Annotated in this window: 15 protein-coding genes and 1 rRNA gene; 6 read left to right on the forward strand and 10 right to left on the reverse strand. The window is 42.2% G+C overall.

What is annotated here, in order from left to right; genetic code table 11:
- Positions 1 to 29: 29 nt before the first annotated feature.
- A 16S ribosomal RNA gene (locus M1F05_RS19945) occupies positions 30 to 1,569 on the reverse strand.
- Between the two features lie 602 nt (positions 1,570 to 2,171).
- Between M1F05_RS19945 and M1F05_RS19950 the strand changes: the two genes are divergently transcribed.
- On the forward strand, positions 2,172 to 2,717 hold the full coding sequence (locus M1F05_RS19950; RefSeq protein WP_206086934.1) for a gamma carbonic anhydrase family protein: 546 nt from the start codon (positions 2,172 to 2,174) through the stop codon (positions 2,715 to 2,717).
- Here the strand turns inward: M1F05_RS19950 and M1F05_RS19955 are convergent.
- The 5 genes from M1F05_RS19955 to dprA are packed head-to-tail and all read right to left on the reverse strand — an operon-like array spanning position 2,693 to position 6,013.
- The gene (locus M1F05_RS19955) at positions 2,693 to 2,953 is read right to left on the reverse strand and encodes a DUF1488 domain-containing protein (RefSeq protein WP_206086933.1); all 261 of its coding nucleotides are present in this window, start codon (positions 2,951 to 2,953) and stop codon (positions 2,693 to 2,695) included. The two genes, M1F05_RS19950 and M1F05_RS19955, sit on opposite strands and share 25 nt — an antisense overlap.
- Positions 2,925 to 3,767, reverse strand: a complete 843-nt coding sequence (aroE, locus tag M1F05_RS19960; protein ID WP_206086932.1) for a shikimate dehydrogenase — start codon at positions 3,765 to 3,767, stop codon at positions 2,925 to 2,927. The genes M1F05_RS19955 and aroE overlap by 29 nt, the downstream gene beginning before the upstream one ends.
- Before the next feature lie 5 nt (positions 3,768 to 3,772).
- Positions 3,773 to 4,342: an L-threonylcarbamoyladenylate synthase type 1 TsaC gene (gene tsaC, locus M1F05_RS19965; protein WP_206086931.1), complete on the reverse strand. Its 570-nt coding sequence runs from the start codon at positions 4,340 to 4,342 to the stop codon at positions 3,773 to 3,775.
- Positions 4,343 to 4,354: 12 nt separating this feature from the next.
- Positions 4,355 to 4,894, reverse strand: a complete 540-nt coding sequence (locus M1F05_RS19970; protein ID WP_206086930.1) for a type I DNA topoisomerase — start codon at positions 4,892 to 4,894, stop codon at positions 4,355 to 4,357.
- Between the two features lie 27 nt (positions 4,895 to 4,921).
- A complete protein-coding gene (gene dprA, locus M1F05_RS19975; protein WP_206086929.1) occupies positions 4,922 to 6,013 on the reverse strand; it encodes a DNA-processing protein DprA in 1,092 nt (363 codons plus the stop codon).
- Positions 6,014 to 6,145: 132 nt separating this feature from the next.
- Between dprA and def the strand changes: the two genes are divergently transcribed.
- From def to mscL, 5 genes are all read left to right on the forward strand, one after another.
- Positions 6,146 to 6,667 (forward strand): peptide deformylase, encoded by a 522-nt coding sequence (gene def, locus M1F05_RS19980; RefSeq protein WP_206086928.1) that lies wholly within the window; start codon positions 6,146 to 6,148, stop codon positions 6,665 to 6,667.
- Between the two features lie 28 nt (positions 6,668 to 6,695).
- Positions 6,696 to 7,643, forward strand: coding sequence for a methionyl-tRNA formyltransferase (gene fmt / locus M1F05_RS19985; RefSeq protein WP_206086927.1), 948 nt, complete (start codon positions 6,696 to 6,698; stop codon positions 7,641 to 7,643).
- Between the two features lie 67 nt (positions 7,644 to 7,710).
- A complete protein-coding gene (rsmB, locus tag M1F05_RS19990) occupies positions 7,711 to 8,997 on the forward strand; it encodes a 16S rRNA (cytosine(967)-C(5))-methyltransferase RsmB (protein ID WP_206086926.1) in 1,287 nt (428 codons plus the stop codon).
- A 33-nt stretch (positions 8,998 to 9,030) separates the two neighbouring features.
- Complete coding sequence (trkA, locus tag M1F05_RS19995; RefSeq protein ID WP_206086925.1) at positions 9,031 to 10,407, forward strand: Trk system potassium transporter TrkA; 1,377 nt, start codon at positions 9,031 to 9,033, stop codon at positions 10,405 to 10,407.
- A 106-nt stretch (positions 10,408 to 10,513) separates the two neighbouring features.
- On the forward strand, positions 10,514 to 10,924 hold the full coding sequence (gene mscL, locus M1F05_RS20000) for a large-conductance mechanosensitive channel protein MscL (protein ID WP_206086924.1): 411 nt from the start codon (positions 10,514 to 10,516) through the stop codon (positions 10,922 to 10,924).
- On the opposite strand, the gene M1F05_RS20005 is transcribed toward mscL, so the two are convergent.
- The 4 genes from M1F05_RS20005 to M1F05_RS20020 form a co-directional block, all read right to left on the reverse strand.
- Positions 10,925 to 11,125, reverse strand: a complete 201-nt coding sequence (locus tag M1F05_RS20005; protein WP_047756676.1) for an alternative ribosome-rescue factor A — start codon at positions 11,123 to 11,125, stop codon at positions 10,925 to 10,927.
- A 31-nt stretch (positions 11,126 to 11,156) separates the two neighbouring features.
- Complete coding sequence (zntR, locus tag M1F05_RS20010; RefSeq protein ID WP_272516391.1) at positions 11,157 to 11,573, reverse strand: Zn(2+)-responsive transcriptional regulator; 417 nt, start codon at positions 11,571 to 11,573, stop codon at positions 11,157 to 11,159.
- A gap of 135 nt (positions 11,574 to 11,708) precedes the next feature.
- Complete coding sequence (rplQ, locus tag M1F05_RS20015) at positions 11,709 to 12,095, reverse strand: 50S ribosomal protein L17 (protein ID WP_014657271.1); 387 nt, start codon at positions 12,093 to 12,095, stop codon at positions 11,709 to 11,711.
- Positions 12,096 to 12,132: 37 nt separating this feature from the next.
- Entirely contained in the window at positions 12,133 to 13,122 is a 990-nt protein-coding gene (locus M1F05_RS20020) for a DNA-directed RNA polymerase subunit alpha (RefSeq protein ID WP_206086923.1), read from the reverse strand.
- Positions 13,123 to 13,141: the final 19 nt, after the last annotated feature.

Raw genomic sequence — 13,141 nt, forward strand, 5'->3', positions numbered from 1 at the left:
GTGAGCACTTCACAAAAACACTTCAATGGTAAGGAGGTGATCCAACCGCAGGTTCCCCTACGGTTACCTTGTTACGACTTCACCCCAGTCATGAATCACAAAGTGGTAAGCGCCCTCCCGAAGGTTAAGCTACCTACTTCTTTTGCAACCCACTCCCATGGTGTGACGGGCGGTGTGTACAAGGCCCGGGAACGTATTCACCGTAGCATTCTGATCTACGATTACTAGCGATTCCGACTTCATGGAGTCGAGTTGCAGACTCCAATCCGGACTACGACGTACTTTATGAGTTCCGCTTGCTCTCGCGAGGTCGCTTCTCTTTGTATACGCCATTGTAGCACGTGTGTAGCCCTACTCGTAAGGGCCATGATGACTTGACGTCATCCCCACCTTCCTCCGGTTTATCACCGGCAGTCTCCTTTGAGTTCCCGACCGAATCGCTGGCAACAAAGGATAAGGGTTGCGCTCGTTGCGGGACTTAACCCAACATTTCACAACACGAGCTGACGACAGCCATGCAGCACCTGTCTCAGAGTTCCCGAAGGCACCAAAGCATCTCTGCTAAGTTCTCTGGATGTCAAGAGTAGGTAAGGTTCTTCGCGTTGCATCGAATTAAACCACATGCTCCACCGCTTGTGCGGGCCCCCGTCAATTCATTTGAGTTTTAACCTTGCGGCCGTACTCCCCAGGCGGTCGATTTAACGCGTTAGCTCCGAAAGCCACTCCTCAAGGGAACAACCTTCAAATCGACATCGTTTACAGCGTGGACTACCAGGGTATCTAATCCTGTTTGCTCCCCACGCTTTCGCACCTGAGCGTCAGTCTTTGTCCAGGGGGCCGCCTTCGCCACCGGTATTCCTCCACATCTCTACGCATTTCACCGCTACACATGGAATTCTACCCCCCTCTACAAGACTCTAGCTGACCAGTCTTAGATGCCATTCCCAGGTTAAGCCCGGGGATTTCACATCTAACTTAATCAACCGCCTGCGTGCGCTTTACGCCCAGTAATTCCGATTAACGCTTGCACCCTCCGTATTACCGCGGCTGCTGGCACGGAGTTAGCCGGTGCTTCTTCTGTCGGTAACGTCAATCGTTGATGATATTAGCATCAACGCCTTCCTCCCGACTGAAAGTACTTTACAACCCTAGGGCCTTCTTCATACACGCGGCATGGCTGCATCAGGCTTGCGCCCATTGTGCAATATTCCCCACTGCTGCCTCCCGTAGGAGTCTGGGCCGTGTCTCAGTCCCAGTGTGGCTGATCATCCTCTCAGACCAGCTAGGGATCGTCGCCTAGGTGAGCCATTACCTCACCTACTAGCTAATCCCATATGGGTTCATCCGATAGCGCAAGGACCGAAGTTCCCCTGCTTTGCTCCTTAGAGATTATGCGGTATTAGCTACCGTTTCCAGTAGTTATCCCCCTCTATCGGGCAGATCCCCATACATTACTCACCCGTCCGCCGCTCGTCAGCGAGAAGCAAGCTTCCCCTGTTACCGCTCGACTTGCATGTGTTAGGCCTGCCGCCAGCGTTCAATCTGAGCCATGATCAAACTCTTCAATTAAAAAGCTTGATGCTCAAAGAATGTTTACTGCCGTATGTCTTCTTACGAAAACATATTACCTATTAGTTCATATATATGAATTAACGTGTTAGTCACTCTTCAAGACTTAAAATCAAATATTTTTTTGATAGTGTCCTGTGAGTGCCCACACAGATTGTCTGATAAATTGTTAAAGAGCGTTGCAGCATTTCGTCGTGAAATTTGACCTTCTGGGTCGTTGCTGCGAGGTGACGTATATTACGTTTTTCTTTTAGAAAGTCAAGTGTTTATTTTCAACTTTTTCTTTCTTCACACCGTGTTATCACTTACTTTCTCAAGTTTGGCTTAAGGCTTTTATTTTCTAACCTCACCACCGAAGCGGTTTGCCGTGACAACGGATGCGCATTATAGGGAGGTGGCAGAATTACACAACCTTTTTTTTAAAAAAAAACACTGTTTGAGGATAAAATCACCACCTTGCCTTTTTTAGCCTCACAATGGTTATAAAAAGAGCAATTTTCCACCTATAATTCTTACTTTGACGTACTTATTTAGTACATTAACTCATAATAAGTTAACAAGTTACTTATCATTCTTTCTTTTTCATTTTTATGGCTATTGATATGAATAAACCTTTACGATCTTACTTGGGCATCTATCCTTCACTTGAACCACGAGTTTTTATCGATCCATCTTCAGTGGTTATTGGTGATGTACGATTAGCTAAAGATGTTAGTATTTGGCCTCTTTCCGTTTTACGTGGAGATGTTAACTACATTGCTATTGGTGCTCGTACGAATATTCAAGATGGCTCCGTATTACATGTGACACATAAATCCGCCAGCAATCCAGAGGGAAACCCACTAATCATTGGTGAAGATGTCACTGTTGGGCACAAAGTTATGCTTCATGGTTGCACTATTGGTAATCGAGTATTAGTCGGAATGGGTTCAATCGTAATTGATGGGGCTATAATAGAAGATGATGTCGTGATTGGTGCGAATAGTCTAGTTACTCAAGGTAAGCGTTTGGAATCTGGCTATTTATATATGGGCAGCCCAGCAAAAGCCATCAGGAAACTGACTGATGCTGAACTCGCGCATTTACGTTATTCCGCCAATAATTATGTTGAATGGAAAAATAATTATTTATCTTCTGATAATACGTAAATTCCATTTTCATCATCGAAGCCTTGTGCGATCAAGGCTTCGAACTCTTCTTCTACATCCCATCGATTTTGTTGAAAAAGTACTAATGCCGTTTCTTCTTCACCATATCGTTGAAATAAAAGAGCTTGCGAAATAGTGCATTCCGCAAGTAGACCGCTAATTAACACAGGGAAACACACCACCCCAGATGATTCATCCCATTCTTCCCTATCGGGGAATTGGATCAATTGATTCACCTTTTAATTCCTTATATAAAGCAGACAAAACAGGTGTAATTTCTGGTTGAACACCATGCCATAATTTGAACGAAAATGCGGCTTGCCCAACTAACATCCCAAGTCCATCAGCAATTTTTGTCACCTGATGTTGACGCGCAAACTCAAGGAAAGGTGTTAATGTTGCTTGATAAAACATGTCATAACAAGCAATTTTCTTTGTAAAAACAATTGGGTTAATCGCAGGGATCTCTCCACTAACACCTGATGACGTCGCATTTATAACCAGATCAAAATCTGCTGAGCCGATCTGTTCGAGCGCTTTTCCTCGGATCTTGCCTAATGAGGAGAACTCATTAACTAACGTTTCTACTTTAGAAAACGTTCTATTTGTCAGTGTGATATCACAACCAAACTCTAAAAGCGGTAATAATGCACCTCGTGTTGCTCCACCAGCACCGATGATGAGTACTCGACTATTTGGCTGCACAAATTCTAAACGTTGTAAGTCTAACAGTAACCCCATCCCATCTGTGTTATCACCAAGCAGTCGGTTATCATCAAGCTTCATCACCGTATTGACCGCACCACAAATTTGAGCACGCTCAGTCAACTCAGAAACAACTAAAAAAGCTCGTTCCTTAAATGGCAAGGTGATGTTTGCGCCTTTTCCACCTTGTGAAAAAAAAACGCCCAAACTTTCTTCAAAGTTTTCTATCGGTGCTAAAATTTTTTCATACTCAAGAGTAATCCCCGTTTGTTCTGCAAACATCTTATGTATAAACGGTGATTTACTGTGCTGAATCGGATTTCCAAAGACTGCAAACATTTCCATTAATATTATCCTTTACGATACAATTCGCCTGTCTTGGCATCCCTGATTTCAGATGGGTTCTGGCGGCCACCAACATTTCCATCAAGCACAGGCACCCTGTCATTAAACTGTGCAATAACCTCTTCAGTGGTTCTGCATGGCTCAAACCCGCTTAAATTGGCACTTGTTGATACCAATGGCTTACCATAATGACGACAAAGTTTTTTGACAAGTGCATGGTCGGTAACTCTCACGGCTAGTGTATCAAACCGCCCTGTTAACCATTTAGGTGTTGTCGCTTTAGCTGGAATAACCCATGTCACAGGCCCTGGCCATGTCGCGAACATCGCTTGTTTTTGCTCTTCCGTTAATTGTGCATCATCGATGTAATCTTTTAATTGCTCATAAGTATCAGCTATGAGAATCAATCCTTTTTCCCAAGGACGCTGTTTAAGGTCTAAAAGCTGATGAACTGCCGTCTCGCTATCAGGGTCACAACCTAAACCAAAAACAGCTTCAGTTGGATAGGCGATCACTTTTTCTTGTTTTAACGAAACAATAATACTTTCAATTGCAGGTGTAGATTCATTTGACATAGTTTTAACTCATTATTCTTCTTGTTGCTTACCGCAGCGTTTGCTGGCACAAAATAATCTTACTCCCAGTCCCCCTCTTTTTTCCATCAATAATGGATATTCACAAAACATACATTTACCAACAGTAGGCTTATTATTAAGAATAAACTGACAGTTAGGGTAGTTATCACAGGCATAAAAAGTCTTCCCAAAACGGGATTTTCTTTGGAGTAAATTGCCTTTTTGGCATTGTGGGCAAGGAACTTTTGTTTCATCTGGTTTATCTATGAGCTCAATATGCTCACATTCAGGGTAATGACTACAACCAATGAACATACCAAACCGACCTTGTTTCAATACCAGGTCATGCCCACACTGAGGACAAAGCTGCCCATCTAACACCTTGATAACATGACTTTCAATACTTGGCCTCAATGGGCGCATATAGTGACATTCTGGATAACTAGAGCATCCAAGAAAAGGCCCATGGCTACTATTACGGATCACCAGCAAAGAATTACACTCTGGGCAATATTCGTTTTTATCTGTATCAAAAGGCAATTGTTTCGACATTTTTTTCTCTTACTTTTAATCAATCAATTAACTTAGTCTGATATATCCACCAGAGCAGGAGCGAATCACACCATTAATTTCCATTTCTGTTAATATTGAAACAACTTGAGTAATCGGCATCTGAACTTGAGTCGCAATAGTATCCACTGGTGTAACTTGGTAGCCCACCACATCAAAAATTTTATTTTCAACCAAACTAAGCTTGGGAAGCGTGTCATTGTTCTTATAAGCATCGATGGGACGCTCAGATTGGACCCAATTTAGCCCATCCCTTAAATGCTGTAAAATATCCTCAGCATCCACTAATAAATAAGCGCCTTGTTGCAATAACCAGAGGTTACCACCAAATGCAGGATTGCCAAGAGGTGCAGGAAGCGTAAAAAGGTCACGATTTTGCTCAATAGCATAACGCGCTGTAATTAAGGAGCCACTTTTCATACCCGCTTCTATGACGACTACCACTTTACTTAACCCGCTAATAATTCGATTTCGTCTTGGAAACTGTTTGGGTAATGGTGGAGTATCTGGCCAGTATTCCGATACGAGAGCCCCATTTTCTTTTATTTGTTCAGCAAGCGCGTCATGTTGTTTCGGATAAATATTTTCCAAGCCACTACCCAAAACGGCAATAGTCACGCCATTGTTATCAAGTGCAGCCTTATGGCTTATCCCATCAATGCCTAACGCAAGCCCGCTGGTAATCGCCATCCCATATTGAACAAAATCCTTAACAAACTCCGTCGACCACTTTCTACCATAGTCACTCGCTTGCCGACTTCCAACTAAAGCGATTTGTTGCGTTGCAAGTATTTCTTTTCTTCCTACCACAAAAAGCAAAAGTGGCGGGTGATGGATCTGTTTTAATAAAAAAGGATAAAGAGGGTCTATAAAAGTAATCATTTGATTACTTTTATGCATTAACCATTGTTGTACTTTTTCCAATCGGTGCTTTGGCACATTAAGGAATTGTAGCCTTTGTATTTCGTTTAAACCACAGTGTTGCAAAGCCCTATTACTGATTTTACTAAGTTGTTTTAGCTCATTAATAATGCCTACTGCATGAATGGGTAATAACCGACTTACCAGAGACATTCTTAACCATATTTCTTGGAGGTTCATTTCGTCATCCTGACTGATTAGTAGATATGTTCCTCAGTGAACAAATCATAACCAATACTGTCAATATGCCCGAGAAATGTCTAGAATAAGCATTAATTCCCATTCACTTTTTGGAAACCGCTCGAAAAATTTATGTCAGTCTTAAACGTATTACATTATCCAGACGAGCGCTTACGCACAATTGCTAAGCCAGTCGAAAAAGTTGATGCGCAAATTCAACGCATTGTAGATGATATGTTCGATACCATGTACGAGGAAGAAGGTATTGGGCTCGCTGCTACGCAAGTCGATATCCACCAGCGGATCATTGTTATTGATGTGTCTGAAACACGTGACCAACGTTTAGTGATTATCAATCCTGAATTATTAGATAAATCAGGTGAAACGGGTATCGAAGAAGGATGTCTTTCTATTCCTGAGCAGCAAGGGTTTGTTCCTCGAGCAGAGCAAGTCAAAATCCGTGCATTAGATTATAATGGCGAGCTTTTTGAACTCGAAGCTGATGGTTTATTGGCTATTTGTATCCAACATGAAATGGATCACCTTGTTGGTAAGCTGTTTGTTGATTACTTATCGCCGTTAAAACGCCAACGTATTCGCCAGAAAGTTGAAAAGCTCGATAGGCTTAGAGCGAAAGAGGCAAAAAATAGCTAGTTTAGTGAATAAAAACAGGGAAATTAACGTGTCAGAACCATTAAAAATTATCTTTGCAGGAACGCCTGATTTTGCAGCAAAACATTTAGCTGCTCTTCTTGGAACCCAGCACCAAATCGTTGGCGTTCTTACTCGCCATGATAAACCTGCAGGTAGAGGTAAAAAACTAACGCCGAGCCCTGTAAAAGTTTTAGCGCAGGAACATGACATCCCTGTTTTTCAACCCATATCTCTAAGAGGCGCTGAAAATCAACAGTGGCTCAAAGACAGAAATGCAGATCTCATGATAGTTGTCGCATATGGTTTGATTTTACCCCAAGCTGTTTTAGACATTCCTCGCTTAGGCTGTTTGAATGTACATGGTTCCTTATTGCCTCGTTGGCGTGGAGCGGCACCGATTCAACGCTCAATTTGGGCTGGGGACGCTGAAACAGGGGTGACGATTATGCAGATGGATGCGGGATTAGATACGGGCGACATGCTGTATAAAGCTGTCTGCCCCATCACGCCGAACGACACCAGTGCAACCCTATATGAAAAACTCGCTATCACTGGGCCAGAAGCTTTAATTCATACGGTTAATATGTTATCTACGGGCCAATGTACACCAGAAAAGCAAAATGATGCTCTTGCCAATTACGCAGAAAAACTCTCTAAAGAAGAAGCTCGTATTGATTGGCAACAAGATGCGACTCATATTGAACGTTGTATCCGTGCATTTAATCCATGGCCGATGAGCTATTTTATGGTTCAGGAACAACTGATTAAGGTTTGGCAAGCTGAAGTGATTGAAGATTTACAAGGTAAGCAACCTGGCACAATCATTCGTGCGGATAAAAATGGGATATGCATTGCTACGGGGAATGGCGTATTAAATATCACCCAATTACAACCACCTGGCAAAAAAGCCATGAGTGCGCAGGACATACTAAACTCCCGCCGTGAATGGTTTACCCCAGAGCAAATTCTCGATTAACGAATCTGTAAACTGCCTGAAATATCAGGCAGTTTTATTTTAGTAACTAAAAGACCCATCTTCACTTATGAAAAACACATACAATTTGCGTAGTCTCGCTGCGACTGCAATTAACCAAGTTATCGATAATGGGCAATCATTAAGTACTGTTTTGCCTGATTTGCAACGTAATATCAACGATAAAGATAGAGCATTATTACAAGAGATTTGCTTTGGTGTTCTACGTTATTTACCTAAGCTTGAATGGTTTATTAGCCAATTAATGGAAAAACCGCTCACGGGTAAACAGAGAACCTTGCACTATCTAATTATGGTCGGTATCTATCAGCTACTCTACACACGTATACCAGCACATGCAGCATTAGCTGAAACCGTAAATGGTGCCGTCGCACTCAAACGCCCTCAACTAAAAGGCTTAATCAATGGTGTCTTACGTTCTTTTCAACGCCAACAGGTTCAATTAGAAGAACGGATCGCGAATAACAATAGCCAATACCTTCACCCGAGTTGGTTACTCAAGCGTTTACAAGTTGCTTATCCTAATGATTGGCAAACTATTGTTGAAGCAAATAATCAGCGCCCACCTATGTGGCTAAGAGTCAACTCCCAACATCATACTGCTGAGCAATATCTTGGTCTGTTAGAACAAGCAGAAATAACGGCACACTTGCACTCAACTCATCCCAGTGCTATCCGCTTAGAGGAACCTACCGCAGTCATAAAATTACCAGGCTTCGATGAGGGTTGGTCAACAGTACAAGATGTTTCTGCTCAAGGCTGTGCAGAACGACTTGAACCACAAAATGGTGAAAATATTTTAGATTTATGTGCGGCACCAGGTGGCAAAACAACACATATTTTAGAGCTCGCACCAAAAGCTAATGTACTTGCAGTTGATATTGATGAAACCCGTCTAAAACGAGTAAAAGATAATTTAATTCGTCTTAAGCAACACGCTACTGTCGTGCAAGGAGACGGTACACAGCCCGAAAAATGGGCTGATGGGCAGCAATTTGATCGGATTTTACTTGATGCACCTTGTTCGGCGACTGGAGTTATCCGTCGCCACCCTGATATAAAATGGCTACGTCGTGACTCCGATATCAATGAACTGGCAGAATTACAGGCTAAAATCTTAGAGGCTGTTTGGCCTTATCTAAAAGCAGGTGGTACTTTATTGTATGCGACCTGTTCTGTCATGCCTGAAGAAAACTGTCAGCAAATACAACGGTTCCTTACTAAACATTCCGATGCACATCTAAATGATGGGACAGAGGCAGGACTGCAAATATTGCCAAGTGCTGAAGGTGGTGATGGCTTCTTTTATGCACGTATAATAAAACAAGCACAATAATAAGTCATGAGTTACCTAATATAGGAATATGCAATGAAAATCATTATTCTAGGCGCTGGGCAAGTCGGTGGCACACTTGCTGAAAATTTAGTTGATGAGAACAATGATATTACAGTCGTTGATACCGATGGCGATCGTCTGCGCCAGCTGCAAGATCAATTCGATCTACGTGTCGTCAATGGTCATGGCTCCCATCCACGCGTGCTTCGTGACGCAGGGGCTGAAGATGCTGATATGTTAGTCGCGGTCACTAACTCTGACGAAACAAATATGATTGCTTGCCAAATTGCATATAGCCTATTTAATACGCCGAATAAAATTGCACGGATCAGAGCCACCGAATATATCCGTGAGGCAGATAAGCTTTTTCTTCCTGAGCAGATCCCAATTGACTACCTGATATCACCTGAGCAATTGGTTATCGACTATATCTATAAACTGATTCAATATCCTGGTGCTCTTCAGGTTGTTAATTTTGCGGAAGGTAAAGTCAGTATTGTTGCTGTAAAAGCTTACTATGGTGGTTCACTGGTAGGGAATGCTTTATCTAGCTTACGTGAACATATGCCACATATAGATACGCGAGTTGTTGCGATATTTCGGCAAGATCGCCCTATTCGTCCTCAAGGCTCAACGGTTATTGAAGCAGGTGATGAAGTCTTCTTTGTCGCTTCAACACAACATATTCGCGCAGTAATGAGTGAGCTACAAAGGCTGGAAAAACCCTATAAGCGCTTAATGATTGTGGGTGGAGGAAATGTTGGTGCGGGTCTAGCTCGGCGTTTAGAAAAAGATTATAGCGTTAAGCTTATCGAGCGAAACCAGCAACGCGCGACAGAATTAGCACAACTGCTACATGATACCATCGTATTTTATGGTGATGCATCTGACCAAGAGCTACTCACTGAAGAACATATTGAGCAAATGGATGTGTTTATCGCCCTCACAAATGATGATGAAGCTAATATTATGTCTGCAATGTTAGCGAAAAAAATGGGGGCCAAAAAAGCAATGGTGCTTATCCAGCGTTCAGCCTACGTTGAGCTTGTTCAGGGGGGAGTGATTGATATTGCCGTCTCTCCTCAGCAAGCCACAATCTCTGCTTTATTAAGCCATGTAAGAAAAGCCGATATTGTTAGTGTTTCTTCTTTAAGAAGAGGTGTCGCTGAAGCCATTGAAGCTATTGCACACGGTGATGAAAATACCTCAAAAGTGGTCGGTAAAAAAATATCTGAAATTAAACTTCCTCCAGGAACAATTATTGGCGCAATAGTTCGAGAAGAGGAAGTTATTATAGCTAGCGATTATCATATTATTGAACAAGGTGACCATGTCATTATGTTTATTACAGATAAAAAATACGTTCCTGACGTAGAGAAATTATTCCAGCCAAGCCCGTTCTTTTTATAAAATAATAAAAAGAGCGTAAATATTTGCAGCTTAATAAATCTAGCGACTATAATTTGTTAACCTAACACACTTTGTTTCAATTGAGTTATTTATTAAGGGGTCGTCGATGAGTTTTTTAAAAGATTTTCGCGAATTTGCCATGAAAGGCAATGTAGTAGATATGGCTGTCGGTATTATTATTGGTGCTGCATTTGGTAAGATTGTTTCTTCATTAGTTGCTGATGTCATCATGCCCCCATTAGGCCTACTCATTGGTGGGGTAGACTTTAAATCATTTAGTGTTGTACTAAAAGAAGCACAAGGTGATTTGCCAGCTGTTGTACTTAATTATGGGATGTTTATACAAACTGTATTTGACTTTGTTATTGTAGCTTTTGCGATCTTTATGGCAATTAAAGTAATGAATAAAGTTCGTCGTGAAAAAGAAGCTGCACCAGCTGAACCAACGCCCCCCTCTACTGAAGAAGTTTTATTATCAGAAATTCGTGATTTATTGAAAGAGCAGAATAAAAAATAACTAAAAAGCCAGTGGTAATAAGTAAATAAACCTATTACCACTGGCCTCCCAGTTATTTGCCTTATTATTTTTTCCTTTTCTTGTATAACTTCCTTTTCCTTTTTTATTTTTTTCTACTCGTTGACGAAATAATGGGTCATGAAGTAATGCTTCAATTGCATTATCTTTTATCTCACCACGTTTGTGCTGATATTTACTCATAATATACCTTCTTTAGTTTCAGTTAATAACCTTAATAAACCTTAGATGCACCCCGCTCTAGAATCTCCATAATAGAACAGTATGTTGACGCATGTTCCTCACCACAGCATGCAGAACTCAACATCTTCAGTGAATCACGCATGATAATAAGCTCTTGAATCTTTTTTTCAACTTCTAGTAATCTGATATCGACAATATGTTTAGACTCCTGGCAAGTATGGTGTTCTGGATCAACACGAATAGACAATAGCTCTGATATTGCTTCTAAAGTAAAACCTAATTGCTTTGCATAACGGATAAAACGTAATCTCTGAAGGTCTTGTTCTGTAAATAAACGATAACCACCTTCGGTACGTACTTTGTGCCCCATTAGCCCTTGTTTCTCATAGAAGCGAACTGTATCGGGAGTCACATCGGCTAACTTGGCAATTTCACCTATCTTATACATACTCATAATGCTTTACCTGTAAATAAGGATTGATAGTAGAAAATTCAAGGGAAGAACAAATCATTCGAAGGGTAAGAATAGCAGGTACAAAAAAACCGGGCAAATATACCCGGTTTTCTTGAAAGCTACTGTAGATTACTCTGCAGCTGCTTCTTGAGACTCAACAGCACGGTCAACAAGCTCGATGTAAGCCATCGGAGCGTTGTCGCCTGTACGGAAGCCACACTTAAGAATACGAGTGTAACCACCAGCACGAGCTGCGAAACGAGGTCCCAGTTCATTAAATAATTTTGCAACGATCTCGTTATCACGAGTACGTGCGAATGCCAGACGACGATTAGCTACGCTGTCGGTCTTGGCAAGAGTAATCAGCGGCTCAACGACGCGACGCAGTTCTTTCGCTTTAGGCAGAGTCGTCTTGATGATCTCATGACGAACTAAAGAACCAGCCATGTTACGGAACATAGCTTGGCGGTGGCTGCTGTTGCGGTTCAATTGACGACCACTCTTACGATGGCGCATGACCTTATCCTTCTCAGTAAAACCTTAACCTGTGATCTTAATCATCAGCAATACTTGCTGGTGGCCAATTTTCTAAGCGCATGCCCAGAGAAAGACCACGAGATGCCAAGACGTCCTTAATTTCAGTAAGAGATTTCTTACCAAGGTTAGGCGTTTTAAGCAACTCAACTTCTGTACGCTGTACCAGATCACCGATGTAGTGGATAGCTTCTGCTTTAAGGCAGTTAGCAGAGCGGACAGTCAATTCCAGATCGTCAACTGGGCGCAATAAGATAGGATCGAATTCTGGTTTTTCTTCTTTAACTTCTGGTTGACGTACATCACGTAAATCAACAAAAGCTTCAAGCTGTTCAGCCAGAATGGTCGCTGCACGGCGAATCGCCTCTTCAGGATCGATTGTACCATTAGTTTCCATTTCGATAACTAACTTATCCAAGTCAGTACGTTGCTCAACACGAGCTGCTTCAACATTGTAGGCAATACGCTCTACAGGGCTGTAGCAAGCATCGACTAACAAACGACCAATTGGGCGCTCATCTTCTTCCGAATGAACTCGGGCAGAAGCCGGCACATAACCACGACCACGCTGAACTTTAATACGCATATTAATTGATGCGTTTTCGTCAGTCAGGTGGCAGATGATATGCTGTGGCTTGACGATTTCGACATCACCATCATGGATGATATCGGCTGCAGTCACAGGGCCAATGCCAGATTTATTCAAGGTTAAAATAACTTCATCTTTCCCCTGAACTTTTACCGCCAGCCCTTTCAGGTTGAGGAGAATCTCCAGGATATCTTCCTGTACACCTTCTTTGGTGCTGTACTCATGCAGTACACCATCAATCTCAACCTCTGTCACCGCACAACCCGGCATAGACGAAAGCAGAATACGGCGCAGTGCGTTACCTAGAGTATGGCCAAAGCCACGCTCTAAAGGCTCAAGGGTCACCTTAGCGTGCGTCGAACTCACTTGCTCGATATCTACCAGGCGCGGTTTTAGAAACTCTGTCACAGAACCCTGCATTGTGTCCTCTCTTTGGTGC

Origin of the sequence: Providencia sp. PROV252 (assembly GCF_033676005.1) — a bacterium.
GTDB classification, from domain to species: domain Bacteria; phylum Pseudomonadota; class Gammaproteobacteria; order Enterobacterales; family Enterobacteriaceae; genus Providencia; species Providencia vermicola.

What these genes read in the sequence shown, in the direction of transcription:
- def (WP_206086928.1), top strand. Translation starts at nt 6,146, where the DNA reads ATGTCAGTCTTAAACGTATTACATTATCCAGACGAGCGCTTACGCACA.
- rplQ (WP_014657271.1), bottom strand. Translation starts at nt 12,095, where the DNA reads ATGCGCCATCGTAAGAGTGGTCGTCAATTGAACCGCAACAGCAGCCAC.
- rsmB (WP_206086926.1), top strand. Translation starts at nt 7,711, where the DNA reads ATGAAAAACACATACAATTTGCGTAGTCTCGCTGCGACTGCAATTAAC.
- trkA (WP_206086925.1), top strand. Translation starts at nt 9,031, where the DNA reads ATGAAAATCATTATTCTAGGCGCTGGGCAAGTCGGTGGCACACTTGCT.
- M1F05_RS20020 (WP_206086923.1), bottom strand. Translation starts at nt 13,122, where the DNA reads ATGCAGGGTTCTGTGACAGAGTTTCTAAAACCGCGCCTGGTAGATATC.
- dprA (WP_206086929.1), bottom strand. Translation starts at nt 6,013, where the DNA reads ATGAACCTCCAAGAAATATGGTTAAGAATGTCTCTGGTAAGTCGGTTA.
- aroE (WP_206086932.1), bottom strand. Translation starts at nt 3,767, where the DNA reads ATGGAAATGTTTGCAGTCTTTGGAAATCCGATTCAGCACAGTAAATCA.
- M1F05_RS19950 (WP_206086934.1), top strand. Translation starts at nt 2,172, where the DNA reads ATGAATAAACCTTTACGATCTTACTTGGGCATCTATCCTTCACTTGAA.
- M1F05_RS20005 (WP_047756676.1), bottom strand. Translation starts at nt 11,125, where the DNA reads ATGAGTAAATATCAGCACAAACGTGGTGAGATAAAAGATAATGCAATT.
- M1F05_RS19970 (WP_206086930.1), bottom strand. Translation starts at nt 4,894, where the DNA reads ATGTCGAAACAATTGCCTTTTGATACAGATAAAAACGAATATTGCCCA.
- zntR (WP_272516391.1), bottom strand. Translation starts at nt 11,573, where the DNA reads ATGTATAAGATAGGTGAAATTGCCAAGTTAGCCGATGTGACTCCCGAT.
- mscL (WP_206086924.1), top strand. Translation starts at nt 10,514, where the DNA reads ATGAGTTTTTTAAAAGATTTTCGCGAATTTGCCATGAAAGGCAATGTA.
- tsaC (WP_206086931.1), bottom strand. Translation starts at nt 4,342, where the DNA reads ATGTCAAATGAATCTACACCTGCAATTGAAAGTATTATTGTTTCGTTA.